The sequence below is a fragment of the Brevibacterium sp. NPDC049920 genome (genome assembly GCF_040656435.1).
GTDB lineage: Bacteria > Actinomycetota > Actinomycetes > Actinomycetales > Brevibacteriaceae > Brevibacterium > Brevibacterium pityocampae.
Genome location: NZ_JBFAMF010000013.1, coordinates 1 through 26,615 on the forward strand (window position 1 = coordinate 1; position 26,615 = coordinate 26,615).

The following is a 26,615-nucleotide window of genomic DNA, read 5'->3' on the forward strand; positions in this document are numbered from 1 at the left end:
ATCGAGGCCACACATTTCGCCGAGAACCAGACCATCGGCAACGCAGCCTGAATACAGAACAACCGTTCAGCCTCAACTAAACCCGGGATTTGACAGCGTCAGCCTGCGAATACGGTTGCGGGAGGGGCCGGTTCAGCTCGCCGCCCGCCTCGACATCGCCCCGTCGACAGTCCACCGCATCCTCACGACCGCACGCCTCAACCGGCTGTCGTACGTCGACCGGGCCAGCGGTGAGCCGATCCGCCGGTACGAGCACCCACACCCCGGGTCGCTGGTGCACGTCGACGTGAAGAAGGTCGGCAATATCCCCGATGGTGGCGGCTGGCGCTACGTCGGCCGCCGCCAGGGCGAGAAGAACCGCGTCGCCACCCCAGGCAAGCCACGCAATCAGTACGGCGGCCCGAAGCTGGGCTACGCGTTCGTGCACACCGTCATCGACGACCACTCCCGCGTCGCGTACACCGAAGTCCACGGCGACGAAACCGCCACCACCGCCGCCGCGGTCCTGCACCGGGCGGTCGGCTGGTTCGGTGAGCGCGGCGTGACCATCGAGCGCGTCTTGTCGGACAACGGCGGCGCCTACCGGTCACACCTGTGGCGTGATACCTGCCAGGCATTGTCGATCGCGCCGAAGCGGACGCGCCCGTACCGGCCGCAGACCAACGGCAAGGTCGAACGCTTCCACCGGACTATGGCTGACGGGTGGGCCTACGCCCGCTGCTACACCAGCGAGCAGGAGCGCCGCGATGCCCTGCCCGCCTGGCTTCGCCACTACAACGAGGTACGACCACACACCGCGTGCGGCAACCGGCCGCCGGACTCGAGACTGGCGCCTTACTCATCTGCCGGGGTTCTCGCAGCGGTCGATGTGCAGGATGAGGGCCTCCATGAAGACGAGCGCGGCCAGGCCGGTCGCGATGCTGATGGAGCTGTCTGACGCGACGAGGTGAACAGTCTGCCCGCCGGGGATCTTCGCTAGGAAGGTCTGGTCGGATCCCAGGGCCACCGACCAGGTCTTGCCGTGCTGGTACCCGGACAGCCGTCGCCACTCGGCGACGATGAGGCGGGCGGTGTCCTTGTCGTGGCGGTCAAGGAGGCGCTGCATCTTTGGGATCTCGTCAGTGAGGTTCATGTTGGCCTTGCTCAGCGCGGCGTAGTCCAGCCCCAACTGCGCTACTTCTTCGCGATAGGACTTGCCGGCGTGAGCTTGGCGTTCGGCGGCGGCCTCGCGCATGGGCAGGCCGCCGGACCTCTTGCCGAGCTCGTCGAGGTAGGCTATCTCGGCCTTGAAGTCATGGATCTCGTACTGCAGGGCGCGTTTCCGTCGAGTAGCGCTGTCATGGGGGTCGAGCAGCCACAGCGCCCACAACGACGACTCCAGCACGGGGCGCAACAGGTTGAACGGAGCCCGCGGCCCGAAGCCCACCGTGATGATGTGCGCGAGGAAAGCCTGATGGTGCTCATAGGCGAAGCCCAGCAGCGCGTGCGACTGGATGTATATGCGGTGTCCAGCGGTCTGCGCGAGATCAATCTGGCGAGGCGCAAGGTTCGTCCGCGGCGTCCCAGACTCAGGCAGTGCCTGCATGCGCGCGAACAGCGCGCCGATCACCGGCCAGGCCTCATCCGAGCCCTGGAAGTCCACCCGCTGCGCCTCACTCATCTGGCGACCCTAACGAGGTCCAACACGAACCTGTCGATCAACGTCCCCGGTCAGTACACCTAGCGGATCGACGCGCTCGTCGAGGAGGCGATCGTCGCGGCCGCGTGCCCCCATGCGGTCAACCTGCTGAGCGAGGAGCTCGGGTTCCTCGACGGCGGGCACGCGGCGACCGTCGTCCTCGACCCGCTCGACGGCTCGGCGAACGCCGCCGCCGGGGTGCCGCTGTCGTGCTTCTCCGCCGCCCTCGTCGTCGACGGGGTCGCTCAGGAGGCACTGAGCGTATGGCTCGAGACGGGTCACGCGGTGTGGGCGCGGGCCGGCGAGCCGGTGCCGTACCGTACGAGCGGGTGCACGGACCTCGGTGCGGCCGCGGTCGACATGCTCCGGCCCAAGGTCCACGCCGCCGGGGACTCGACCGAGGCGTGGGTGCGGGTGAGCCGGGTGCGCGTGCTGTCGACGACGTGCCTCGAGGCGATGCTCGTCGCCGAGGGGTCGATCGACGGCTTCCTCGACCCCGGCTCGGACACCCACCGGATCGTCGACCTCGCCGCCGCGATGCTGTTCGTGCCGGCGGCGGGCGGGGCGGTCATCGACCTCCACGGCCGGCCGCTCGAGTTCGACTCCGACCTCACCCGCCGCTGGTCCGGGATCGTCGCCGCCACCCCGCGGCTCGCCGAATCCCTCGCCGAGGCTGCGCTCGCCGGTGAGGACACGCGGGTTCTCAACCACTGAACCCGCGCGCTGCGCTCGACCCTGCGCGGGCTAACCCCGGGCGGGCGTCTCGGCGTCAGGACCAGTCGGCGATCGCAGGACCCGAACGGAGTCGCTGGGCCCGGAGAGATGTCTCCGGCCCAGCGGTCGTTCCGCCGCCCTCAGCCGTCGATGTCGAGGGACGGCGGGGCCTGGCGGAAGCCGCGGGTGAGGATCGCGAGGTAGATCACGCCGATGACGATCCAACCGATGCCGAGCAGCAGGGTCAGCCCGGTGAGACTCGTCCACAGCCACACGGTGAGGCCGAACCCGATGACGGGGACGACGCCGTAGAGGAGCACCCGGCCGGCGGTGAAGCGGCGCGGCCGCAGCAGGCAGACGGAGACCACGGAGAGGTTGACGAGGCTGAACGCGGCGAGCGCGCCGAAGCTCACGATCGAGGCGACGAAGTCGACGCTCGCCCATACGGCGGTGACCGACACCGCGGCGACGACGAGGATCGCGCCGACCGGGGTCCTGAAGCGCCGGTCGAGCACCCCGAACACCCGGCGGGGGAGCACTCCGTCGCGGCCCATGCTGTAGAGGATGCGCGACACACTTGCCTGCGAGGCGAGCGCCGAACCGAGCGCCCCGGTGACGTAGGCGGCGAGGAACAGGGCGATGAGCACGTCGCCGCCGACCTCGGCGAGCATGACGAGCGCGGCGGTGTCGGCAGCGTCCCCGGTGATGACCTCGGGGAACGCCAGGTGGGCGGCCCAGGAGATGAGGACGAAGATCAGGCCGCCTGCCACCGTGGTGAGGATGATCGCGACGGGCACGGTGCGCTTCGGCGACTTCGACTCCTCGGCCATGGTCGACACGGCGTCGAAACCGAGGAACGACAGGCACAGGATCGCCGAGCCGGCGAACACGAGGGAGAGGTCGACTCCGCCGCCGATGAACGGGTCGAGCAGGCTGACGTCCGAACGGAACGCACGCACCGCGAGGACGAAGAAGATCACGAAGAACACGACCTGGAGCGCCACGAGCACCGCGTTCGCTCCCTTGACCACGGTGATCCCGACGATGTTGAGCACCGTGACGAGGACGAGCGCGGACATCGAGAACACCCACGCCGGCACCCCGGAGAACTGCTCGTTGAGATAGAGGCCGATGAGCAGGTAGTTGAGCATCGGCAGCAGGATGTAGTCGATCATGATCGTCCAGCCGGTGAGGAACCCGGCGTGACGGCCGAACCCGGCCTTGGTGTACGTGTACGCCGCACCGGCCGAAGGGATCTCGCGGGCGAGGAACGCGTAGCTCACCGCGGTGAAGAGCATCGCGACGAGCGTCACCGCATAGGCGAGCGCGAGCTTCCCCTCGGTGATCGCGTTGACGATGCCGTAGGTGGTGAACACGGTCATCGGCACCATGTACGCGAGCCCGAACAGCACGAGCGTCGGGACGCCGAGGGAGCGGCGCAGGGTGGTGCCGCCCTGGGACCGGGAGGCGGTCGTGGCAGCGGAATCGGCGGGGGAGCCGGCAGGGAAGCCGGCGGGGGACGCGGGGGTGGGGTCGGCGCTCACGGGTTCCTCGTTCCATCGGAGGGTATGGCTGGGCCGGAAAGGCCGGCGGACGGTTTGGTTGAAGGGTTGGCGGACGGACTGTCGAAAGGACTGCCGAGCGGGCTATCAGTCGGACCGGAGGGTGGACTGCCGGGTGACCGGGGCTTGACGACGCTGTCGCCCGGAAGCAGTATTGACCATGTGGTCAATATCACGTTCCACGCAATCTAAGGCAGAGCAGAGGCGGTGTCAAGGACAGTGTCACGGAAAGCACCTCCAGCGGAATCGCTGGCGCGGCCGCGCACTTCGGTGACTGGCGCGGCCACAGGCGCGCGGGTGCGCAAGCGGCCGGAGCAGCGGCGGGCGGAGATCGCGAACGCCGCCGCGGAGCTGGCACTTGTCGACGGCCTCGATGCGGTCACGCTGCGCTCCGTCGCCCAGCGCCTCGCGGTCACCCCGGCACTCATCGCCCACTACGTGGCGAGCATGGATGAGCTGCGCGCCGACACCGTCACCCGCCTCATGGAGGCGGAGCTCACCGCCATGCGCGCCGCCGCGGACGCCGCACCGACGGTGCTCGACGGGCTGCGCGCACTGCTCGGCGCCTTGTTCCGCACTCCGCGCGCCGCCTCGGCTGCGGTCTGGCTCGACGCCTGGACCCAGGGACTGCGTGTACCGGTCGTCGCCGAGGCCGTCCGCACCCAGATGGACGACTGGCAGGAGTTCGTCACCGGACTGCTCGCCCGCGGGTGCGCGGCCGGGGAGTTCGACACCGCGGACCCCGACGCGGTCGCCTGGCAGCTCATCGCGCTCGCCGACGGGCTCAACGCCCACTCGCTCGTGAGCTACCGCGACCCCACCGCGCGCGAGGCGCTCCTCGCCGAAGTTCTCGAACGCAGCCTCGGCCTGCCGGCCGGCACCCTGTCCGCCGGCGCTCCGCAGGCAGGCACCGACGGAGGCGAACCCGGCAGCGCCGACCAGGGGGTTGCCGACCAGGGCCCTGCCGAGCCGGATCCCACTGACCCGAAACCTGCGAAGTCGAGCACTGCTGCCCCGAAATCCGCTGATCCTGACCCTGCCGACCACTCGAGGAGCTCCCCATGACCACCGCGCCCCGCACGTCCCAGTCCGCCGCGCCCGGCACCTCCTCCACCGCAGCGTGCCGCGCCACGAGCGGCCCGTCCGCCCACCTTCACGACGTCATCGTCGTCGGGGCCGGCCTGTCGGGGCTCACTGCCGCCCGTACACTCGGCGATGCAGGCCTCGACGTCCTCGTGCTCGAGGCGCGGGGCCGCGTCGCCGGCCGGAACGAGAACGGCGTCTTCTCCACCGGGCAGCCGATCGAGCTCGGCGGGCAGTGGGTGGGCCCCACCCAGGACGCGGTGCTCGCACTCATCGACGAACTCGGCCTGCAGACCTTCACCGTCCACGACGAGGGCGCCTCGCTCCTCGCCGCGGCAGGGGAGATCCGGCGGGGCGAGGGCGATACCTTCGGCCTGGCCCCGGAATCCGCCGCGGAGTTCGGCCGCCTCGTCGCGCTCATCGACCAGACCTGCGCCGGCATCGACCTCGCCGCACCATGGGAGTCTCATGATGCCGCCCGCCTCGACCGCATGACCACGGCCGAGTGGCTCGTCGAGGCCACCGCTGACCGGCACGTGCGGCACTTCATGGAGGTCATGCTCGCCTCGATCTTCGCCGCCGAAGCCGAGGAGTACTCAGCCCTCCACTGCCTCTTCTACCTCGCCTCCGGCGGCGGACTCCACCGGATGATGATCACCATCGGCGGAGCGCAGGAAGCGCGCGTCCTCGGCGGCACCCACCAGATCTCCGAACAGCTCGCCGCCCGCCTCGGCGACCGCGTGCTGCTCGACCACGAGGTCACCGGCATCGACCACAACGGCGCTGATGACCACGTCGGTGAGAACCTCGCAGGCGGGGTCACCGTGCACACCGTGCGCGGAGCGTTCCGCGCCCGCCGCGTCGTCGTCGCCCTCCCGCCCGTGCTCGCCGGACGACTGCGCTATGCGCCTGCGCTGCCGGCCAACCGCGACGCCCTGACCGCGCAGATGCCGGCGGGCAACGTCCACAAGTTCCAGGTGCTCTACCCGACCCCGTTCTGGCGGGCTGAGGGTCTGAGCGGCACCGTCCTCAGCCTCGACCACGACGTCTCGCTCGTCTACGACAACTGCGTCCCGGACTCCGATGCCGGGATCCTCGTGGCCTTCGTCGAGGGCCACCACGCCAAGGCCTACAACGACCTCAGCGAGGACGAGCGGGCCGCCCGCGTGCTCGACGACCTCGCGGCGTACTTCGGCGAGGCAGCCCGCACCCCGACCGACCTCCTCCAGCGCAACTGGTCGGCGGAGCCATTCACGCGCGGCTGCTACGGCGGCCGCCTCGGCACCGGCCTGTGGACGCACCTCGGGCGCGAGCTGCGCCGTCCCTGCGGCAGCCTCCACTGGGCGGGAGCGGAGACCGCCGAGGTGTGGAACGGCTACATGGACGGAGCTATCCGCTCCGGACAGCGCGCCGCCGATGAAGTCCTCACCGCGATCCGCGGCAACTGACCCCGGGTCGTGCCGCCGCTGCGTTCCGCGCGGTCGCCGCGGTCTCGGGCCCCGCTCCGAACCCATCGCCCCTAACGGCCCGCGGCGAGCCCACCGGACCCACCGGACCCGGGGTGCGGCGCACGTCACCGACGCGCGGTGAGCGCGCTCATGCTCGATTCGGCGATGACTCGGTAGAGTACTCCCCATGTGCGGAATCGTAGGTTTTGTCTCGTCGTCCACCCCTGAGACCGCAGGGCACGGCGCCCTCGACGTCGTCATGGCCGGACTCACCCGGCTCGAATACCGCGGATACGACTCCGCAGGCGTCGCCCTGGTGACTGCCGACCACGCGCTCGCGAGCGCCAAGAAGGCCGGCAAGCTCAGTGCCCTGCGCGATGAGCTCGAGGCGCACCCGCTGCCCGAGGCGATGACCGGCATCGGTCACACCCGCTGGGCCACCCACGGCGGGCCCACCGACGCCAACGCCCACCCGCACCTCGCCGACGGCGGGAAGCTTGCGCTCATCCACAACGGCATCATCGAGAACTTCGCGAGCCTCAAGGCCGCACTCAAGGACGAAGGCGTGGAGTTCGAGTCGGAGACCGACACCGAGGTCGCAGCCCACCAGCTCGCCAAGAACTACCGCGCCAGCGGCGACCTCGCCCAGGCGATGCGCGAGACCGCGAAGCAGCTCGAGGGCGCCTTCACGCTGCTCGCCGTGCACGCCGACCTGCCCGGCACCGTCGTCGCCGCGCGCCGCAACTCCCCGCTCGTCATCGGCCTGGGCGAGGGGGAGAACTTCCTCGGCTCCGACGTCGCCGCGTTCATCGACTACACCCGCAAGGCGCTCGAGATCGGCCAGGACGAGGTCGTCACCATCACCCCGGACTCCGTCCTCATCACCGACCTCGAGGGCAGCGAGGTCGCCGGCGAGCCCTTCGAGGTCGACTGGGACACCGCGGCGGCGGAGAAGGGCGGCTTCGACTCCTTCATGGACAAGGAGATCCACGACCAGCCGCAGGCCGTCCACGACACCCTGCTCGGCCGGATGGACGCCTCCGGCAAGCTCGTCCTCGACGAGATGCACGTCGACGAGACCGTCCTCAAGTCGATCGACAAGATCGTCGTCATCGCCTGCGGCACCGCCGCCTACGCCGGCCAGGTCGCGAAGTACGCGATCGAGCACTGGTGCCGGATCCCCACCGAGGTCGAGCTCGCCCACGAGTTCCGGTACCGGGACCCCGTCGTCACCGAGAAGACCCTCGTCGTCGCCGTCTCCCAGTCCGGGGAGACCATGGACACGATCATGGCCGTGCGCCACGCCCGCGAGCAGGGTGCGAAGGTCATCGCGATCTGCAACACCTTCGGCTCGACGATCCCGCGCGAGTCCGACGCCGCTCTCTACACCCACGCCGGCCCTGAGATCGCGGTGGCCTCGACCAAGGCGTTCCTGTCACAGGTCGTCGCCTGCTACCTGCTCGGTCTCTACCTCGCCCAGCTGCGCGGCAACAAGTTCGCCGACGAGGTCGAGGTCATCCTCGAGGAGCTCCAGCAGATCCCGGCGAAGATCAGCGCTCTCCTCGAGCGGAAGCAGCAGGTCCTCGACCTCGCCCGAAGTCAGCAGGACACGCAGTCGGTGCTGTTCCTCGGCCGTCACGTCGGCTATCCGGTGGCGATGGAGGGCGCGCTCAAGCTCAAGGAGCTCGCCTACATCCACGCCGAGGGGTTCGCCGCCGGCGAGCTCAAGCACGGACCGATCGCGCTCATCGACTCCGGTCAGCTCGTGTTCGTCGTGCTCCCGAGCCAGAAGGGTCGCGACTCGCTCCACGCCAAGGTCATCTCCAACATCCAGGAGGTCCGGGCGCGCGGGGCGAACACCGTCGTCATCGCAGAAGAGGGCGACGAGGTAGCCGCCGACTACGCCTCCGAGGTGATCTACGTGCCGCAGACCACCACGCTCCTCGCGCCGCTGCTCACCACGGTGCCGCTGCAGATCTTCGCGATGGAGCTCGCCACCGCCAAGGGCCTCGACGTCGACCAGCCGCGCAACCTCGCGAAGTCCGTCACCGTCGAGTGACCCGAACCGGGCCCGCAGCGGCCCGCCTGGGGGAGTGAGCAGCAGGGGAGTGAGCATGGGGATCATCGGGATCGGCCTCGACCTGGCCGACGTGCCGCGCTTCGCTGAGCACATCGAGCGGGTGCCCGAGCTCCTCGACCGCCTCCTCACGCCTGCAGAACAGCTGAAGAAGAACGGCAAGCGGCGCACCCCGGAGTCGCTCGCCGCACGCTTCTCCGCGAAGGAGGCGCTCGTCAAGGCCCTCCAGCTGCCGCAGATCATCCCCTGGCACGAGGCCGAGGTCGTCTCCGCCTTCTCCGGTGCGCCGAGCTTCCGGCTCTCCGGCTGGGTGCTCGAGCACTTCCGGTCCCTCGGCGGGGAGCGCGTCCACCTCTCCATCACCCATGACGGGGAGCGGACCATGACCTTCGTCGTCGTCGAGGGCTTCGGCCCCGCGCTCGCCCCGCCCCCGGATCAGCCCGCACCGCTGCTGCCGGGATCGCCCGAGGCGCTCGCCGAGCTCGCCGCGGCGCGGGAGAAGGCGCGGGCGAGCCGGGATGCCCGCCGTGCCCAGCGCGAGGCCGCCCGCCGGAAGCACGCGTAGCCGCGGCCCGGAGCACCGGCCGCAGGGCGCGTCCGCCCCACCGACTACCCTGGAGCCATGACCGATACCGCCGCTCCCACCTCCGAGACGACCTCCTCCGGATCGATCGCCGGAACCTCCCGGCCCACGCACGAGTCCGCGCAAGCGCTGCTCCCCGAGCTGCGGGATCTGCGCCGGGATCTGCACCGGTCCCCGGAGATCGGGCTCGAGCTGCCGCAGACGCAGCGCCGGGTCGAGGAGGCGCTCGCGGGCCTCGACGTCGAGATCACCCGCGGCGAGGGCCTGAGCTCGCTCACCGTGGTGCTGCGCGGCGGTCGCCGTGACGCGGGCGGCGCCTCGCCCGTGGCCGTGCTCCTGCGCGGCGACATGGACGCCCTGCCCGTCGAGGAGGCGACCGGCTTCGACTTCGCCGCGACGAACGGCGCCATGCACGCATGCGGCCACGACCTCCACACCACCGGTCTCGTCGGCGCGGTCCGGCTCCTCCACGACATCCGCGACTCCCTCGCCGGTGACGTCGTGTTCATGTTCCAGCCCGGCGAGGAGGGCTGGGACGGTGCCGGGATGATGCTCGACGAGGGTGTGCTCGACGCCGCCGGGGTCCCGGTCGTCGCCGCCTACGGTGTCCACGTGTCCGCGGATCAGGAGATTGGTCGGCTGTACTCGAAGCCGGGTTCCTACATGGCCGCGTTCAGCCTGATGGACGTCGTCCTCCGCGGCAAGGGCGGGCACGCCTCGCGCCCGCACACCACCTACGACCCGATCCAGACCGGGGCCGCGATCATCGGACAGCTCCAGGAGTACGTCTCCCGCCGCTTCGACGTGTTCGACCCGATCGTCGTCACCGTCGGCAAGTTCACCGGCGGGACCGCGGCGAACGTCGTCCCCGACACCGCCTCGCTCGCCGTCGGCGTGCGGACCTTCTCGGAGACGACCACCACCCGCGCCGCCGCCGAGCTGCCCGCCCTCGTCCGTGAGCTCGCCGCCTCTCACGGGCTGAGCGCCGAGGTCGAGTACGACACCGTGCTGCCGCCGACGATCAACGACGAGGCGGAGAACGCGTTCTACCGCGAGACCTTCGCCGAGCTCTTCGGCGCCGACCGCGTCACCCTCGTCGAGCACCCCAAGGCCGGCTCCGAGGACTTCTCCCGCGTCCTCATGGCCGTCCCCGGATCGTACGGACACCTGGGTGCGGCGATGCCCGGCACCGTGCCCGAGGAGCAGGACTCCAACCACTCCCCGCGCGCCCGCCACAGCGAGGACGCGCTCGCCGACCACGCACTGTTCCTCGCCCGCCTCGCCGCCGCCCGGCTGGAGAGAGCCGCCGGAGACGACACCGCGCGGGACGGAGCTTCACTGGAGGGTGCTGCCCGGGACGGAGCTGCCGAGGTGCGGGGATGAGACTCGGCTATCCCGCAGCGGCGATCCGCGCCGCCGAGGCCCCGCTGCTCGACGCCGGCCGCGGACCGGTGCTCATGCGCACCGCCGCCGCCGGCCTCGCCGCGGTCTGCCGCCGCGATCTGATCGAGGCGCGCGGGTGCGTCACCGGCGCCCGCGTCGTCGTCCTCGCCGGAGCCGGCAACAACGGGGGAGACGCGCTGTTCGCCGGCGCGGACCTCAGCCGCCGCGGCGCCCGCGTCACCGTCGTCGACGTCCTCGGGCGCCTCCACCCCGAGGGAGCGGCCGCACTGCGTGCGGCAGGAGGCGACATCGAACCGCTCGGCGCCGAATCCGCGCCCCTGACCGCGCGGGCCGAGCTCGTCATCGACGGGATCCTCGGCACCGGTGCCTCGGGATCGCTGCGCGCACCGCTCGACACGTTCATCGCCGACTGGCAGGCTGCGGCCTCCGGCACCGGGAGCGCCCGGCGGCAGCGTGTCATCGCCGTCGACGTCCCCACCGGGGTCGACGCCACCACCGGAGCGGTCGGCGCCGTCCACGTGCGCGCCGATCGCACGGTGACCTTCGGCGGGCACAAGGCCGGACTGCTGCTGCCCGGCGGCGCCGACGCCGCGGGAGAGCTCGCCCTCGTCGACATCGGACTCGACCTCGCCCCGTTCCGTCCCACCGTCGAGGCGCCCGAGCCCGCCGACCTCGCCGTCGGCTGGCCGTTCCCGCAGCCGGACATGCACAAGTACACCCGCGGCGTCCTCGGCCTCGTCGCCGGATCCCACCGCTACCCCGGCGCAGGGCTGCTCACCACCGCTGCGGCCGTGTCCACCGGGCTCGGCATGCTCCGCCTGCTCGCCCCCGACGAGGTCACCGCGGCCGTGCTCGACCGCTGCCCCGAGGTCGTCACCGAACCGGGGCGGGTCCAGGCGTGGGCCGTCGGCCCCGGCGCCCCCGACACCCTCCTCATGCGCCGCGCCATCATCGAGGCGGAGAACCGGTCCCTGCCCCTCGTCATCGACGCCGGCGGCCTCGGACTCCTCACCCGCCCGCTCGAGACCACGTGCATCGTGACGCCGCACGCCGGCGAGCTCGTCGACCTCCTCGGCCGCCTCACCACCGGCGTGCCCACCCGCGCGGAGGTCGAAGCGGATCCGGTGACCCACGCCGTGAGGGCCGCGCAGGCGTTCGAAGGCGTCATCGCCCTCAAGGGGCGGCGCACGATCGTCGCCCGGCCCGACGGCAGCGTCGTCGCCCCGCCGCCGGGACCGGCGGCGCTCGCCACGGCCGGATCCGGCGACGTGCTCACCGGGATCCTCGGTGCGCTGCTCGCCACCACCGCGGAACACCGCACTGCCGAGTACCGCGGTCCGTGCGACCAGACGGCGGACAGGAGCGGCCCGGCCACCGACATCGCGATCCTCGCCGGGCTCGCGGTCACCGTGCACGGGCTCGCTGTCCACCGGACCACGCACGCATCAGGGCTCCCGGCGGCCGTGGAGGACATCGTGCTCGGTCTCATGACCGGAAGCGCCGGCGCGGGAGCCGAGCAGATCGACGGGCGGAGGGGCGAATGACCGCACCCGATGCAGCACGGCCGCCGGCCGGACCGCCGGTGGTCTCCTTCCCGGGGACCGTGGTGCAGGCGCGGATCGACACCGGAGCCATCACCCACAACGCGGCGACGATCGCGGCCCGGGTCGCCCCGGCGACCCTGCTCAGCGTCGTCAAGGCCGACGCCTACGGCCACGGCCTCGCCGCAGTCGTCGACGCCTGCCGCGCCGCCGGCGTCGCCGACTTCGGCGTGGCCACGGTGCCCGAGGCGCTCCAGCTCGCCGCCCTGCTCGGTGAGGATCCCGAGGTGCGGCGCGAGCGGATCCTGTGCTGGCTCTACGACGACCGCACGGACCTCACCGCCTGCGCGCGGGCGGGCATCGAGCTCGGAGTGTCGACCGCCGGCGCGCTGCGCAAGGTGATCCGCGCCGCCGAGGCCTCCGGACGCACTGTGCGGGTGCATCTCAAGATCGACACCGGACTGGGCCGCAACGGCTTCACCCCCGAGGCATTCACCGCGTTCCTGCCCGAGCTCGCGGAGGCCGCCGCGCACGCCGCGGACCCGATCGAGGTCGTCGGCATCATGACCCACCTCGCGAACGCCGACGTCGTGGGTGACCCGGAGACCGGGAACCAGCTCGCGGTCCTCGACCAGGCACGTGAGCAGCTCGTCTGCGTGCTCGAGTCCGCCGGCGGAGCGCTCGGCGACCCTGCCGCCCTGCTCGTCCACGCCGCGAACTCCCCGGCGGCGCTCTCGCTCGACCCCGTGCCGGGCGGGCTCGCCCGCGTCGGCCTGAGCACCTACGGCCTCAGCCCCTTCGAGGGACGGACCGCCGCCGAGCTCGGCCTCCGGCCGGCGTTGACCCTCGTCTCCCGCGTGCTCGCCGTCAAGGACGTGCCTGCCGGGCACGGCGCGAGCTACGGCCTCACCTACACGTGTGCCGAACCCACCCGGTTCGCCCTCGTCGCCGGCGGCTACGCCGACGGGATCCCGCGCGCGGCCTCGAACCGCGCGCAGGTGTCGATCCGCGGCCGCCGGTACCCCGTGGTCGGGCGGGTCGCGATGGACCAGATGATCCTCGACATCGGACCGGGGTCCGTCGAGATCGGCGACGAGGTCGTCATCATCGGCGACGGCACCACGGGTCCCGGCGCCGAGGAGTGGGCCGCCTGGGCCGACACCGTGAACTACGAGATCGTCACGCGGATCGGTCCGCGCGTCGAGCGGGTTGTCATCGGCACCGGACGGGACTCCACGCCGGCCGTGCGGCAGGGCGGGACCCCGGCATCCGCGGCCGCGGGCGTCGGCGACCGGTTCCGGGGACGAGGGCACGGCGGATGAGGGCTGAGCTGCGCATCGCCGGCCTGGAGGAGATCGACGCGTTCGCCGCGCGCCTCGCCGCCGTCCTGCGTCCGGGCGACGTCATCATCCTCACCGGTGACCTCGGCGCCGGGAAGACGACCTTCACCCAGTTCCTCGCCGGGCACCTCGGCGTCCGTGGCCGGGTGTCCTCGCCGACCTTCGTCATCGCCCGCGAGCACGCCCCGGCCGGCGCGGGGCCGGGCCTCGTCCACGTCGACGCCTACCGCCTCGACGACTCCGCCGAGTTCGCCGACCTCGACCTCGGCGCCGACCTCGCGGAATCGGTCACCGTCATCGAATGGGGCCACGGGATCGCCGAGGAGCTCTCCGCCGAACGCCTCGAGATCACCCTCGTGCGCGCCTTCGAGGAGGACGGATCCGGCACTGCCGGCCCCGGCTCGACTGATACCGGTCTCGTTGATCCCGCTCCCGCTGCGCCTATCGCACCCGAGCCGCTCGAACTCGACCTCGCCGAGGAGGACGAGAGCCGGCTGCTCGTCCTCGAATCCACCGGCCCCGGCTGGGACGCCCGCCTGACCCTCGTCGCCGAGCAGCACGGGGAACCCGGCCCCGGAACGGAGACCCGATGATCATCCTCGCGCTCGATACCTCGGCCGCGGCGAGCGCCGCGCTCGTCGACGCGGACACCGAGGAGGTGCTCGCCGAGTGGACCGAGTTCTCCGCCCGGAAGCACGCCGAGCTCCTCGGGCCTGCGATCCGCACCCTCCTCGAACGCCGGCCGGCCCCGGGCCGGGTGGTCGTCGGCGTGGGGCCCGGTCCCTTCACCGGTCTGCGCGCCGGGATCGCCACCGGGATCGGGTTCGCACTCGGCGCGGGCATCCCCGTCGACGGCCTGCCGAGCCACGACGCTCTCGCACTGCGCGCCCTCCGCACCCATGCGCCGGTCTCCCCGGTCGGCCCGGCGCCGCAGCTGCGCGTCGCCACCGACGCGCGCCGCAAGGAGGTCTACTGGACCGAGTACGCAGGACTCGACGCCGCAGGCGTGCCCGAGGTGCTCGCCGGTCCCGCCGTCAGCCTCCCCGCGGACCTGCACGTCGTTCCGGATCAGGGCGCTGCGCTCCGGTACGGCCGTGGGTTCCTCCTCTTCCCGGAGGAGCTCGGCGATCCCACCGGCACCGCACCGGCCGACCTCGAACCGACCGCCGGGGACCTCGGGATCGTCGCCGCCCGGATGATCGCCGCCGGGCGTCCGCTGCTCCCGCCGGTCCCGCTGTACCTCCGCGAGCCCGACGCCCAGCCCTCCGCGCGGCGCACGACGAGCCTCCGGTGATGCCGGAGTCCGGCGCCGCGGAGGGAAGCGGCGCTCACCGGATCCGGCGGCTGCGCTGGTTCGACATCCCCGCCGTCGCCGCCCTCGACGCGGAGATCTTCGGCCCCGATGCCTGGTCGACCGAGTACTACTGGGCGGCGGTGGCGACGCCCGGCCAGTCGTTCGTGGTCATCGAGGCACCCGGCGGAGGTGCGCCGGGCTCCGACGACACGCGGCGTCAGGCAGGCCCCGTGCCGGCGTCCTGGGACCCGGGTGCGATCCTCGGCTTCGCCGGGCTCGGCGTCTCCGGGCCGCAGGCCGATGTCCTCACCCTCGCCGCCCACCCGGCAGCCCGTGGCCGGGGGATCGGACGCGCCCTGCTCATCCACCTCCTGGCCGCCGCCCGGGATGCCGGATGCGAGGTCATCCACCTCGACGTCCGCAGCGACAACACCGCCGCCCACGGGCTCTATGCCGCGCACGGCTTCACCGAGCTCGACCGCCGCCCGGGCTATTACACCGGTGCCGACGCCGTCGTCATGCGCGCCTTCCTCTGACCCGGGGCACCCGGAGCGATCTCGAGAGCTCTGACGTCCATGGTCCGGAACGACCCCGGAGACCCGTGGGCCGACATGAGCGTCCCGCGGGGTGCCGGGATTCTGGGAGTGTCCGTCAGACCGCGAGATCTCGCAGGGTCGCTTGATAGCCTGGCGACATGGACCTCATTCCCCTCGCAGACACCGACCTCCGCGTCCATCCGCTCAACCTCGGCGGCAATCCGTTCGGCTGGGGCGCGGACCGGGAGCAGAGCTTCGCCGTCCTCGACGCCTACGCCGCCACCGGCGGGAACTTCATCGACACCGCAGACATGTATTCGTGCTGGGTCGAGGGCAACTCCGGTGGAGAGAGCGAGTCGATCATCGGTGAGTGGATGGCCGAGCGCGGCAACCGCGACGACATGGTCATCGCCACGAAGGTCGGCATGCTCGAGGGCCGCGCCACCCTCGATCCCGCCAACATCCGCGCCTGCGTCGAGGACTCCCTCCGACGCCTGCGCACCGACCGGATCGACCTCTACTACGCCCACCAGGACGATCCGGATGCCGACCAGACCGCGGTCGCGGAGACCTTCGACGCGCTCGTGCGCGAGGGCAAGGTGCGCCACCTCGGCGCCTCGAACTTCTCCCTCGACCGTCTCAGGAGCGCTCAGGAGATCGCGCGGGCGAACGGCCTGGCCGAGTACCGCGTGATCCAGAACCGCTTCAACCTCGTGTCCCGCGACGACTACCCCCGCGAGTACGAGGAGCACCTCCGGGCCGATCGCATGGCGCTGCTGCCCTTCGCCTCGCTCGCCGGCGGATTCCTCACCGGCAAGCACATCCCCGGTGCGAAGGTCGACTCCGTGCGCGGCGGCGCCGTGGCGAAGTACGTCGACGACCAGCAGGCCGTCAACGCGCTCGGCGTGCTCCAGAGCATCGCCTGCGACCACGTGACCAAGACGACCGCGGTCGCCCTCGCCTGGCTGCTCGCCCATAACACGATCCCCTCGGTGATCGCCTCGGCCCGGGTCCCCGAGCAGCTCGGCGACCTGCTCGCCGGCGCCGACCTCACCCTGAGTCCCGAGGAGATCGAACGGCTCGACGCCGCCTGGCCGGATGCCGGACGCGCGGCCGCACCTCGTGAGCAGAAGGACGGCGCACGATGATCGACGCCTCGCTCATCGTCTGGGAATCCGGCACCGACCTCGTCATCGACACCGAGGTCGACGCCTCGCCGGCCGAGGTCTGGCGCCGGATCGCGGACTCGGACGAGTGCGCCGAGTGGTTCGCGCCCTTCACCCGGGTCGATGACGACCGGGTGCGCTTCCGCCTCGACGACGGCGAGGACGTGGCCGGGCCGGACAGCCCTGGATCCAGCCCCGGATCGGGCACCCCCGGAACGGACCGCTCCGGGGTGGGCAGCACTGGATCGGGCACCCCTGGATCGGACAGCGCCGGAACGTACGGAGCGGATGAGGCTGGGCCCGCGGACCCGGAGGCCGGCGGCTCCCTCGAGGCCGAGGTGCTCAGCTGCGAGGAGGACTCCCACGTCCTCCTCGAGTTCGCCGCGCTCGGCCGGCTCGGGATCTCGCTGCGGCCCACGAACGACGGCACCCGCATCTCCCTGACCTGCACCTTCGCCACAGCGGAGGAGGCCGCCGAGATCCTGCCCGAGGTGGGACCGGTGTGGGAGACCCACCTGAGACTGCTCCGCGAGGCTGTGGGCGCCGGTGCCTCGGACGTCCCCGAGAGCGAGCTCACCGCCCGCTACGAGCAGCTCGCCGCCCAGGCACAGGACGATTCCGACAGCAATGATCCGGACGACACCGACCGGCCGGGCGAGGAATCGACCGGCATCGACTACGGGAGCCACGATTTCGGCTCCCATGACCCGGGCGTCCCCGGAGCCCCGGAGCGCCGACCCGGCGGCGACGGACCCCATGATCGCTGACGGCCTGACCGGCGACCGTGCCCGCGGCGACAGTGCGCGCAACGACAGTGCGCGCAACGACCGTGCGCACGGCGGCCGGGCCGCAGGCGGTGCCGCGACCGGCGACGACAGCGCCGCCCACGCCGCCGCCGGGCCGCTCGTCCTCGGCATCGAATCCTCGTGCGACGAGACCGGGGTGGGGATCGTGCGCGGCCGCACGCTGCTGACGAACACCATCGCCTCGTCGATGGACGAGCACGTCCGCTACGGCGGGGTCGTCCCGGAGGTCGCGAGCCGCGCCCACGTGCAGGCGATCGGCCCTGCCGTGGCACAGGCGCTCGCCGAGGCGCAGGTGCGCATCGAGGACCTCGACGCGATCGCCGTCACGGCCGGCCCCGGGCTGTCCGGTGCCCTGCTCGTCGGGGTGTCCGCCGCGAAGGGGCTCGCCGCCGCCACCGGCCTTCCCCTCTACGGCATCAACCACCTCGCCGCGCACGTCGCCGTCGACCTCGTCGCCGAGGACTCGCCCGGCCTCCACACGCCCACGATCGCACTCCTCGTGTCCGGCGGGCACACCGAGATCCTGCGGATCGGAGACATCGTCGACGACATCGAGCTGCTCGGCGCGACAATCGACGACGCCGCGGGCGAGGCCTTCGACAAGACCGCCCGGCTGCTCGGACTCGACTACCCGGGCGGACCGAACATCTCCCGCGCCGCGGCCGGAGCGCTCGACGGCACCGGCGTCCCCGGCGACCCGCAGGCAGTGCGGTTCCCGCGCGGGCTGTCCACTGCGCCGGACCTCCGCAATCCCGCGCGCCGGCACTCCTTCTCCTTCTCCGGGCTCAAGACCGCCGTGCTGCGCTTCGTCACCGCGCACGAGGCCGGGGCGGGTGACCGCGGGATCCGGCTCGCCGATGTCGCCGCGAGCTTCGAGGAGGCCGTCGTCGACGTGCTCGTCACCAAGACCCTGTTCGCCTGCGAGGACACCGGGATCGACCACGTGCTGCTCGGCGGGGGAGTCGCGGCGAACACCCGGCTCCGGGAGCGGCTGACCGAGCGCTGCGCCGCTGCCGGCGTCACCCTGCGCGTTCCGCCGCTGCGGCTGTGCACCGACAACGGCGCCATGGTCGCAGCGCTCGGCGCTGAGATCGTGTCCCGCAGCCTCGCCCCTTCGCCGTTCGACTTCGGCGTCACCTCATCCCTGGAGGCCCACGATGTCCTCATCGCCTGATGCGCCGCAGCCCGCCGCCCCGGATTCCGACACCCCGCACCACGGTGTCCCCGCAGGCGGCCCCGTGCCGCCGCGCCGCCACCGCCGATCGGGCGACGGCTGGGTGGAGACGCCCGAGGGGAGGTTCTGGGGGAAGTTCGGCGCCGCCGGTCTGCTCATCCACGACCCCGAGCGCGGCGTGCTCCTGCAGCACCGGGTCGCGTGGTCGGCCGAGGGCGGGACGTGGGGCATCCCCGGGGGTGCGATCGATGCGGGGGAGACCGCGCTCGCCGGCGCGATCCGCGAATGCCACGAGGAGGCCGGGGTCCCCGCGCTCGACGGCACCGGGGTCGAGGTGCTCGACACCCATGTGCTCGAGAAGCAGGGCTGGAGCTACACCACGGTGATCGCGCAGGCGACGACCCGGCTCGAGGAGTTCGTCAACGACATCGAGAGCGTCGAGCTCGCGTGGGTCCCGCTCGACGAGGTCGAGGGCTACCTCCTCCACCCCGGATTCAAGAACGCCTGGCCCCACCTGCGCAGCGTGCTCGAGGAGAACCCGCCCGCAGGGGAGTGAGTCCGCGCTCCGTCAGGCGACCCGCACCTCCGTCCGATGGCCCTGCGCGCCGCACATGCGTCGAGTGGTCGAAGATCCACGATCCCGAGCCGGAGATCGAGGATCTCTGGCCACCTGAGCACCGCCGGACCTCAGTTCACTGCCGGCCGGCGGCACCGTTCACCTCTGCAGGGCCCACCGGACGTGCCGTTGGGAATTTCCCAACGGCACGGTAGGATGGAGCGATGGACACCCAGCTCATCGAGGTCGGACAACGGATCCGGTCCCATCTCCCTGCCGAGATGACGCAGCGCGGTCTCGCTGAGGCTGTCGGCATGAAGCCCGATGCGCTGTCGCGCGCGCTGAGCGCGCAGCGGGGATTCACCCTGTCCGAGATCACCCGCATCGCGCGCGCGCTCGACGCGGACCTCACCTGGCTGCTCACCGGTGCTCCGAACCCTCACCATCTGGAGTTCGCGGCGCGGCACGCATGGGATCCGCAGCGCAAGGAGCGGTCGAACCCGGGCGCGCGCGACGATGCGCAGATCCTCGACCGGATCGCCGATCTCTACCGGCGTGCATTTCCAGGCTCCGTGCCGGCCTCCGGAGCGATTCCGGCGGATCCGCAGGGGGTGCGCGCGAGTCTCGGCCCTGATTTCGTCCGCACGTTCGCAGAGAGCATCGAAGCGACGTTCGAGATCGACGTGATCCGCATGGCAGGACTGTCGACGGACTACTCGCTGCGGATCGGTGAGCGCGGGATCATCGTGCTCAATTCGAACCCCAGCTGGTTCCGCAGCAATTGGTCGTTGGCCCACGAACTGGCTCATCTGGCACTCGGCCACCACGACGGCTCCCGCCATCCGGTGAAGGCCCGGGAGAACGACGCGGACGCCTTCGCCGCCGAGCTGCTGCTTCCCGCTGAACAGATCCGCGCGCACGACTGGTCCGCGATGTCGGAGAGCGAGCTCACGCAGGTGCTGTGGACGCTCGGGGTGTCGACCAGGGCGCTTCTGACCCGGCTGCGCTTCCTCGAGGTCGCGGTATCGGCCGAGGCCGGCGCGGCCCTGGAGAGCAGCACCCCGGCGCTCCTCCGCGGGGCCCCGGACCCGCTCGACGGTGCGCGCCCGAACCGCCGTGCAGTGGCCGACCGACAGCAGCAGGCATCTTCCCAGCGCTTCCCTCTCGCGCTCGTCGAAGCACTCACCGCGCGGGTCGAATCCGGGGAGGCCGACCCCGGGGATCTCGCCTTCGTGCTGGGCGTCGACATCGAGGACGTGCTCACGACCTTCGAGGTAGAGGAACCGGAGACCGAGGCCGAGGCGGTGGACCGACTGCTCGACGACCCGGCGCACAGGCGCAGCACGCCGGCACTCGGTGCCTGGCTCGAGTCGCGGCAGCAGGCATGACATCCGAGCGCCTCGAGTGGTCGACGATCACCGATCGGCGCTCCGCCGCTGTGCTCCAGTCATTCACCTGCACGGTCGAGCGACCGCGCACCCCGGCCGGTCGGCGGCTGCCGCATCCCGTGCCCTGGGAGTGGGAGGCGCAGGCGCTCTTGAGGAACGCGAGCCATCGGATGCGCGCGGGGGACGAGCTCGTCGTCGGTCGCGTCCCGGGCGAGGACGTCATCGCAGCAGGGGCCTGGCTCGAGTTCCACGAACTCGAAGTCCACGAGGTCGGGATGCCGGCCGTCTACATCACCTCGAGCGGGGTGCACGTCGCGCACCGCGGCTGCGGCGGACACCTGGCAGACGAGCTCGTCGACCGGGTGATCCGGCGCTGTCGTGCAGTCATCGATCCGAGCGGAGCGCCGAGCGGGATCGTGCACGGCAAGGTGCACGTGCGGAACGTCTCCTGCGAGAACCTGCTGCTCCGGCACGGATTCGAGCCCGTGGGCCTGCCGCAGAGCACCTATCAGGAGTGGGCGCTGCTCGTCGATCGGGCATGAGAGCACAACCTGGTCAGGTGGCCGAACAACCAGGATCCCGAGCCGGAATTCGAGGATCTCCGACCATCTGAGCACCGCCGGACCTCAGCCGGCAGTTCCAGACGGACCTCGGCTCACCGCTGCAGGACGGACCGCTCGCCGGTGAACTCCTCGCACAGCTGCCGCGCCACCGAGCGCAGGTCGCCCGTCCGCTCGTACTCGGCGATCTGCCGCTGGTAGCTCGCACCCGCCTCGGCGAAGCGGAGCATCGCCTGGAGGTCGCTCGTGCAGCCCAGCCGCTCGGCGACCGGCGCCAGCCGCTCGACCTCCTCGGCGAGGACGGTGGTGACGACCCGCTCGCGCGCCTCGGCGTTCTCGATGATGATCGCGTCCATGCCGTAGCGGGCGGCCCGCCACTTGTTCTCGAAGTGGAACCAGTCCGGCATCGTCGGCAGGGTCTCCCCGCGGTCGAGCCGCTCCGACATGTCGTCGACGAGGCACTGGACGAACGCCGTCACTGCGCACACCTCGGCCAGGGTCGGCATGCCGTCGCACACGCGGACCTCGATCGTGCCCCAGCCGGGGGAGGGGCGGATGTCCCAGCGGATCTCGTTGACATGGTCGATGACACCGGTGGTGAGCATGTCGTCCACATAGCGCTCGTAACCCGCCCAGGTATCGAACTGATACGGCAGGCCGGCGGTGGGCAGCTGCTGGAACAGCATCGCCCGGTTCGAGGCGTACTCGGTGTTCTGCCCGTCCCAGAACGGGGAGGAGGCGCTCACCGCCTGGAGGTGCGGCACGTAGGCGAGCAGCGCGCTGAGGATCGGCAGCACCTTGTCGCGGTCGTCGATCCCCACGTGGGTGTGGACGCCGAAGATCAGCATGTGCCGCCCCCACCACTGGGTGCGGTTGATGAGCTCTGCGTAGCGCTCCTTGTCGGTGACCTGCTGATCGGCCCAACGGGAGAACGGGTGCGTGCCGGCGCTCATGAGCCCGATGCCGAGGGCGTCGGTGATGGTCCGCAGCCGGCCCACCGCGCTGCCGAGGTCCTCGCGGATCCCGTCGACTCCGCGGTGGACGCCGGAGACGATCTCGACGGTGTTGGTGAGCATCTCGCCGACCACCCGCGTGTCCAGACCCGGCACCTCGGCCACGGCGTCGAGCACCTCGCTCGCCCGGGGTACGAGGTCGAGGGTCGCGGGATCGACGAGGGCGAGCTCCCATTCCACCCCCAGCGTGGAGCGGTCGGAGCGAGCGAATTCAACCATGGGCGTCATCCTATGCCAGCACTTCGCCGTGTCCGCGCGCCGTCGTCATCGACGGTCGCACAGGAGCCGGACAGCCGTCGACGACCACCGCGCACGGTGCCCGAGGTGCTTCCGGGCGTCCTCCCACCCGCCGTGCCCGCGATGCCCAGGCGCAGTCGCTACCATGGCCGGATGCGCATCATCGCCCTCGTCGCCTGTGCGCTGCTCACCCTCACCGGATGCACCATGGGCAGCGCTCCCGCCGGCGCACCCGGAGGCCACTCCGACCCGAGCACCGTCGAACCGACCCCGGGAGCCGATGCGCCCGAGGAGATCGTCGAGGTCGCGGATTTCCGGGAGCCGGCCGCCGAGGTGGTCGCCGGGATGGACGACGAGGCGCTCGCCGGGGCCGTGGTCATCGGCTCCTTCGACGGCACGGATCCGTCCGCCGGGGCCGCGCTCGTGGCGGACAACGCGCTCGCCGGCGCGATCGTCATGGCCTACAACCTGCCGGAGAACCCGACTCCGGACGATGTCCGAGCGGTCACCGGCGCGATCACCGAGGCGAGCGCCGACCGCGAGGCGCCGGTGTTCCTCGGCGTCGACCAGGAGGGCGGGCCGGTGTCCCGGCTCGGCACCGCGGCCCTCGACATGCCCCCGCTCATGGCCTTCGGCGCAGCCGACGACCCGGCCCTGACCACCGCGGCGATCCAGGCGCAGGGCGAGGACCTCCGCGGCCTCGGGCTCACCGCCGACTTCGCCCCCACCGCCGACGTCACGATCGGCGCCCGGGACGCCGCGATCAACGTCCGCTCGGCCGGCGACGACCCCGCGCTCGTGTCCGGCACAGTCGAGGCGGCGATCCGGGGCTACTCCGATGCCGGCATCCTGTCCTCGGCCAAGCACTTCCCGGGCCACGGAGCGCTCACCGACGACTCGCACGACACCCTGCCGGTGTCGGAGAAGAGCATCGCGGACATGGACGAGCGCGATATCGCGCCGTTCCGCGCCGCGGTCGCCGCCGGCGTCCCGATGGTGATGATGGGCCACATCGGCCTGCCCGGCTCCGAGGACACCCCGGCCTCGGTCGACCCCGACGCCTATGCGGAGCTCCGCGAGGTGCTCGACTACGACGGTGTGGTCGTCACCGACGCGATGAATATGGGTGCGGTGCCCGCCGGTCCGCGCGGGGCCGAATCGGTCGAGGCGATCCGCGCCGGCGCCGACCTCGTCCTCCTCCCGCCGGACGCGCAGGCGTCGGTGGGTGCGCTGCGCGAGGCCCTCGACTCCGGCGACCTCGACCGGGAGCGGCTCGTCGAGGCGGCCGAGCGGGTCGTCGCGATGCAGCTGTGGCAGGAGCACGCCGCGGAGCTCGCCGTCACGGTCGACGACCACACCGCGCGCATCGATGCGCTCGCCGAGTCGGCGCTCACCGTGGTCGCCGGCGAATGCACGTTCGCCGAACCGGTCGAGGAGGTCGCCGTGGTGAGCGGCGAGCAGGCCGCGATCTCGGCCTTCACCGCGCAGGCCGAGGAGAACGGGCTGAGCATCGAGGCGAACGCGGACACGACGGTCGCCCTCGACGAGGGGGCCTCCGCCGACGTCGTCTACGGCACCCGCGGGCCGTGGCGGCTGGCGGGCAGCCGGGCGGACACCGTGCTCGCCGGCTACGACGACTACGACGCGGGGTTCGGCGCGCTCGCGCGGTACCTCACCGGGGAGACGGACGCGGGCGGCGCCCTGCCGGTGGAGGTCGACGGGGTCGAGGCGCCGGACTGCCGATAGCGGACGAGCTCAGCGCTCGGCGCCCGTGGCGACGGGGCGGTCCGGGTCGTTCGACCAGCCGGACCAGCTCGGCGGGAACAGCGCCGCCTCGACGCCGAGCATCGAGAGGACGAAGGCGTCGTGGCAGGCGGTGACGCCGGAGCCGCAGTACACGCCGACAGGGCTGCTCGGATCGGACCCGCCTGCATCCGCGCCGGCCGGATCTGTCCTGTCCGCGCCGGTGCCGCTCCTGTCCTCCCGGTCCGTGCCCGGGAGCACGCCGAGTTCGCGGTAGATCGCGCGCAGCTCGTCCTCGGGGCGGAAGAACCCGCCCTCCGTGTTGTCTGCAGCCGGTGCGTTCCGGGCCCCGGGGATGTGCCCGGCCTGCGGGTCGAGCGGTTCGGTCTCGCCGCGATAGCGCTCCGGTGCCCGCGCATCGAGGACGATGCCCGTCCGCGCGCGGTCGGCCACCTCATCGGCGTCGAGCACCGGGAGGGAACCGGGCGCGATGTCGAAAGCGCTCGGATCCGGCAGCTCGGGGATGTCCGTGCTCACGGGGCGGCCGGCGGCGCGCCAGGCGCCGAACCCGCCGTCGAGGAGCCGGACGTTGCCGACACCGGCCCAGCGCAGGAGCCACCAGGCGCGGGCCGCGCCGAGTCCGGCATTGTCGTCATAGACCACCACCGGCGTGCCTGCGTCGATGCCCCAGTGTCGCACCGTCTGCTCGAAGGTCGCCGCAGAGGGCAGCGGGTGGCGTCCGGCCGTGGGGCCGGCTGCGTTCCCTTCGGCCGGGTGAGCGGTGCGATGGTCGGCGAGCTCCTCGTCGAGGGACACGTAGTGCGCGCCGGGCACATGTCCGGCTGCGTAGTCGGCGCTGCCATCGGGCTGCTGCAGCGTCCACCGGACGTCGAGCAGGACCGGGGGAGCTGCGCTCATGAGCTCCTCGGCGAGTCGCTCGACGGTGATGAGATGGTCTTCGCGTGCCACGGCAGGTCTCCTCGGTCGGTCTCATGGGAAGTGCGGTGCAGTTCTGATGACGGTGCAGTGCTGACGACGATGAAGGACTGACAACGGCGTCGTACAGGCAGAAGCGTCGTTCGGACCGCACGACTGCCAGGATTCCGCACGCGCGCACCGAGCGCAATGGGGCCGGTGGACCCTGCGCGGAGGGATCGACGCGCCGATCGGCCAGCAGATCGTGATCGCCGCCTGTGCCGGCCGTGCGCAGCGGCCTCCGGATCCGATGCCCGCACCGGCCGTCCCCACGGGCCTGTGGAGCCGTGCGCATCGGCCGCCGGCCTCCGGATCTGCCGGCCTCATCTGCCGGCCTCCAGATCTGCCGGCTGCCGTGGGCGCCTGAGGACTGCGGATGCTTCAGAGCTTCGGCGCGACCGGATCGGTGAGCAGCACGACGTGGTGCTCGCCGATCCGCGTGAACACGAGCGTGGCGGGTTCGCCGGTGGGCAGCTTGAGGCGGCGGCGCACCTGTTCGGGGACGATGTCGGCGCCGCGCTTCTTGATGACCACGCGGCCGATGCCGCGGGCCACGAGCGCGGCGCGCAGCGGCTTGAGCCCGGCCGGCAGCACCTCGCGGATCCGGTAGGTCCGCACGAGCTTGGCCGCGGCTCCGGTCGGCACCCGGTCCCCGGTGAGGTAGGCGATCGGCCTCGAGATCCGGCGCGCGTCCAGCGGCTCGCACAGGGCGGTGACGAGCCCGGCGCGCACGAGTGCCCCATCGGGCTCGAAGAGGTAGGAGCCGAGGTCCCCGATCCCGTCCTCGTCGTCGACCGGCACCTCGGACTCGTGCACCTGGACCGGGCCCTGCGGGTGCAGCACGAGGGCGTTGCGCCCGGGGCGGAGCACGGCGTCCCCGGCGTAGAGCGCGACCTCGACGACGTCGCCGTCGTGGGACACCCACTGGGCCTCCCAGCCGTCGGGGACGAGCGCGTGGTCGAGCGCCGGCCCGAGCTTGATGCCGGCCGCCCTGACCCGGGACGCGGCGTCGAACGCCCAGGTGAGCGAGGGGGAGAACGCCTCGGGATCGGAGATCCGGCGGGTGGAGCCGTGCGCGTCCGTGGTGCCCTTCCCGGCACCGGCACCGGCACCTGCCGTGCCGCTGACCGACTTCCCACCGGACTTCCCACTGGACGTCCCACCGGCCTTCCCACCGGGCTTCCCGCCGGGCAGGACGCGGCGCGCCGGGTCGAGCCACAGCGCGTCGACGTGCTCGAGGTCGTGGTCCTCCGCCAGGCCGTGCGTCACCGTGACGGTGTCGAGGTGGCGGAGGTTGAAGGTCGCGATCGCAGCGGTGACCTCGTCGGCCTCGACCGCCTCGACGGCTTCGATGGTGCTGTCCATCCCGGCGAACGCCATGGTGTCCGCGCCGAGTCCGCAGCCGAGGTCGGCGAGCCGGGTCGGCTCGACGGCGAGCATCCGGCGGGCATGGTGGGCGGCGACCGGCAGCCGGGTCGCCTGGGCGAGACCATCGCGGGTGAAGAGCATGTCCGAGGCGAACGGCCCGAACTTCCCCTCCGCCTCGACCCGCAGGGCCGCCTGTGCGAGGAGCGCGGTGGCGGCCTCGGGTTCCAGGCCCTCCTTGCGCAGGCGCGCGGCGAGCGCGAGCTCGTCGGAGGGCCGGTAGTCGATCTCGGCGAGGCGGGCGAACACCTCGGGCTCGAGCAGGCGGGCCAGCGTGCGTGCATCCATCCCCTCAGCCTAGAGGACCGCGCC

The 26,615-nt window shown here is 72.0% G+C and carries 24 protein-coding genes; 19 read left to right on the forward strand and 5 right to left on the reverse strand.

The annotated features are described in order from the left end of the window. The coding region (locus AB0I45_RS12090) for an IS481 family transposase (RefSeq protein ID WP_360318473.1) at window positions 1-937 on the forward strand (937 nt) is incomplete at its 5' end. Here the strand turns inward: AB0I45_RS12090 and AB0I45_RS12095 are convergent. Further along, window positions 839-1,660 (reverse strand): hypothetical protein, encoded by an 822-nt coding sequence (locus tag AB0I45_RS12095; protein ID WP_360318476.1) that lies wholly within the window; start codon window positions 1,658-1,660, stop codon window positions 839-841. The two genes, AB0I45_RS12090 and AB0I45_RS12095, sit on opposite strands and share 99 nt — an antisense overlap. 66 nt (window positions 1,661-1,726) lie before the next feature. Here AB0I45_RS12095 and AB0I45_RS12100 point away from each other — a divergent pair, with 66 nt between their 5' ends. Next, window positions 1,727-2,392 carry an inositol monophosphatase family protein gene (locus AB0I45_RS12100; protein ID WP_360318548.1) on the forward strand — a complete coding sequence of 222 codons (666 nt, stop codon included), beginning with the start codon at window positions 1,727-1,729 and terminating at the stop codon, window positions 2,390-2,392. A 140-nt stretch (window positions 2,393-2,532) separates the two neighbouring features. Here AB0I45_RS12100 and AB0I45_RS12105 read toward each other — a convergent pair whose 3' ends face one another. After that, complete coding sequence (locus AB0I45_RS12105; protein ID WP_360318479.1) at window positions 2,533-3,936, reverse strand: amino acid permease; 1,404 nt, start codon at window positions 3,934-3,936, stop codon at window positions 2,533-2,535. Window positions 3,937-4,251: 315 nt separating this feature from the next. Here AB0I45_RS12105 and AB0I45_RS12110 point away from each other — a divergent pair, with 315 nt between their 5' ends. The 16 genes from AB0I45_RS12110 (at window position 4,252) to AB0I45_RS12185 (ending at window position 20,892) form a co-directional block, all read left to right on the forward strand. Beyond that, window positions 4,252-5,019, forward strand: a complete 768-nt coding sequence (locus tag AB0I45_RS12110; protein WP_360318482.1) for a TetR family transcriptional regulator C-terminal domain-containing protein — start codon at window positions 4,252-4,254, stop codon at window positions 5,017-5,019. Beyond that, window positions 5,016-6,485, forward strand: coding sequence for an FAD-dependent oxidoreductase (locus AB0I45_RS12115; protein WP_360318485.1), 1,470 nt, complete (start codon window positions 5,016-5,018; stop codon window positions 6,483-6,485). Before AB0I45_RS12110 ends, AB0I45_RS12115 begins: the two co-directional genes overlap by 4 nt. Before the next feature lie 187 nt (window positions 6,486-6,672). Next, the gene (gene glmS / locus AB0I45_RS12120; protein WP_360318488.1) at window positions 6,673-8,544 is read left to right on the forward strand and encodes a glutamine--fructose-6-phosphate transaminase (isomerizing); all 1,872 of its coding nucleotides are present in this window, start codon (window positions 6,673-6,675) and stop codon (window positions 8,542-8,544) included. Window positions 8,545-8,599: 55 nt separating this feature from the next. Then, window positions 8,600-9,127, forward strand: coding sequence for a holo-ACP synthase (locus tag AB0I45_RS12125; protein ID WP_360318491.1), 528 nt, complete (start codon window positions 8,600-8,602; stop codon window positions 9,125-9,127). Window positions 9,128-9,184: 57 nt separating this feature from the next. Then, window positions 9,185-10,528: a M20 family metallopeptidase gene (locus tag AB0I45_RS12130; RefSeq protein ID WP_360318494.1), complete on the forward strand. Its 1,344-nt coding sequence runs from the start codon at window positions 9,185-9,187 to the stop codon at window positions 10,526-10,528. Beyond that, window positions 10,525-12,093 carry an NAD(P)H-hydrate dehydratase gene (locus AB0I45_RS12135; RefSeq protein WP_360318497.1) on the forward strand — a complete coding sequence of 523 codons (1,569 nt, stop codon included), beginning with the start codon at window positions 10,525-10,527 and terminating at the stop codon, window positions 12,091-12,093. The genes AB0I45_RS12130 and AB0I45_RS12135 overlap by 4 nt, the downstream gene beginning before the upstream one ends. Next, window positions 12,090-13,412, forward strand: coding sequence for an alanine racemase (gene alr, locus AB0I45_RS12140; protein ID WP_360318500.1), 1,323 nt, complete (start codon window positions 12,090-12,092; stop codon window positions 13,410-13,412). The genes AB0I45_RS12135 and alr overlap by 4 nt, the downstream gene beginning before the upstream one ends. Continuing rightward, window positions 13,409-14,023, forward strand: coding sequence for a tRNA (adenosine(37)-N6)-threonylcarbamoyltransferase complex ATPase subunit type 1 TsaE (gene tsaE, locus AB0I45_RS12145; protein WP_360318503.1), 615 nt, complete (start codon window positions 13,409-13,411; stop codon window positions 14,021-14,023). Before alr ends, tsaE begins: the two co-directional genes overlap by 4 nt. Beyond that, window positions 14,020-14,724 (forward strand): tRNA (adenosine(37)-N6)-threonylcarbamoyltransferase complex dimerization subunit type 1 TsaB, encoded by a 705-nt coding sequence (tsaB, locus tag AB0I45_RS12150; protein WP_360318506.1) that lies wholly within the window; start codon window positions 14,020-14,022, stop codon window positions 14,722-14,724. The genes tsaE and tsaB overlap by 4 nt, the downstream gene beginning before the upstream one ends. Next, a complete protein-coding gene (locus AB0I45_RS12155; protein ID WP_360318509.1) occupies window positions 14,724-15,260 on the forward strand; it encodes a GNAT family N-acetyltransferase in 537 nt (178 codons plus the stop codon). The genes tsaB and AB0I45_RS12155 overlap by 1 nt, the downstream gene beginning before the upstream one ends. 158 nt (window positions 15,261-15,418) lie before the next feature. Then, window positions 15,419-16,408 carry an aldo/keto reductase gene (locus tag AB0I45_RS12160; protein ID WP_360318512.1) on the forward strand — a complete coding sequence of 330 codons (990 nt, stop codon included), beginning with the start codon at window positions 15,419-15,421 and terminating at the stop codon, window positions 16,406-16,408. Next, the gene (locus AB0I45_RS12165) at window positions 16,405-17,193 is read left to right on the forward strand and encodes a hypothetical protein (RefSeq protein ID WP_247423058.1); all 789 of its coding nucleotides are present in this window, start codon (window positions 16,405-16,407) and stop codon (window positions 17,191-17,193) included. The genes AB0I45_RS12160 and AB0I45_RS12165 overlap by 4 nt, the downstream gene beginning before the upstream one ends. Then, the gene (gene tsaD / locus AB0I45_RS12170) at window positions 17,183-18,406 is read left to right on the forward strand and encodes a tRNA (adenosine(37)-N6)-threonylcarbamoyltransferase complex transferase subunit TsaD (protein WP_247423056.1); all 1,224 of its coding nucleotides are present in this window, start codon (window positions 17,183-17,185) and stop codon (window positions 18,404-18,406) included. The genes AB0I45_RS12165 and tsaD overlap by 11 nt, the downstream gene beginning before the upstream one ends. Continuing rightward, entirely contained in the window at window positions 18,390-18,962 is a 573-nt protein-coding gene (locus AB0I45_RS12175; RefSeq protein WP_247423054.1) for an NUDIX hydrolase, read from the forward strand. Before tsaD ends, AB0I45_RS12175 begins: the two co-directional genes overlap by 17 nt. A 224-nt stretch (window positions 18,963-19,186) precedes the next feature. After that, a complete protein-coding gene (locus AB0I45_RS12180) occupies window positions 19,187-20,350 on the forward strand; it encodes an XRE family transcriptional regulator (protein ID WP_247423052.1) in 1,164 nt (387 codons plus the stop codon). Further along, window positions 20,347-20,892, forward strand: a complete 546-nt coding sequence (locus AB0I45_RS12185; RefSeq protein WP_247423050.1) for a hypothetical protein — start codon at window positions 20,347-20,349, stop codon at window positions 20,890-20,892. The genes AB0I45_RS12180 and AB0I45_RS12185 overlap by 4 nt, the downstream gene beginning before the upstream one ends. A 113-nt stretch (window positions 20,893-21,005) precedes the next feature. Here AB0I45_RS12185 and AB0I45_RS12190 read toward each other — a convergent pair whose 3' ends face one another. Next, window positions 21,006-22,142, reverse strand: a complete 1,137-nt coding sequence (locus AB0I45_RS12190) for a glutamate--cysteine ligase (protein ID WP_137319046.1) — start codon at window positions 22,140-22,142, stop codon at window positions 21,006-21,008. A 171-nt stretch (window positions 22,143-22,313) separates the two neighbouring features. On the opposite strand from AB0I45_RS12190, the gene AB0I45_RS12195 reads away from it, so the two are divergent. Beyond that, the gene (locus AB0I45_RS12195) at window positions 22,314-23,906 is read left to right on the forward strand and encodes a glycoside hydrolase family 3 N-terminal domain-containing protein (RefSeq protein ID WP_247423047.1); all 1,593 of its coding nucleotides are present in this window, start codon (window positions 22,314-22,316) and stop codon (window positions 23,904-23,906) included. A gap of 9 nt (window positions 23,907-23,915) precedes the next feature. On the opposite strand, the gene AB0I45_RS12200 is transcribed toward AB0I45_RS12195, so the two are convergent. Together AB0I45_RS12200 and AB0I45_RS12205 are read right to left on the reverse strand one after the other, a co-directional pair. Further along, window positions 23,916-24,872, reverse strand: a complete 957-nt coding sequence (locus tag AB0I45_RS12200) for a sulfurtransferase (RefSeq protein WP_247423045.1) — start codon at window positions 24,870-24,872, stop codon at window positions 23,916-23,918. A gap of 387 nt (window positions 24,873-25,259) precedes the next feature. Then, entirely contained in the window at window positions 25,260-26,591 is a 1,332-nt protein-coding gene (locus AB0I45_RS12205; protein WP_247423041.1) for a class I SAM-dependent methyltransferase, read from the reverse strand. Between the last annotated feature and the right edge of the window lie 24 nt (window positions 26,592-26,615).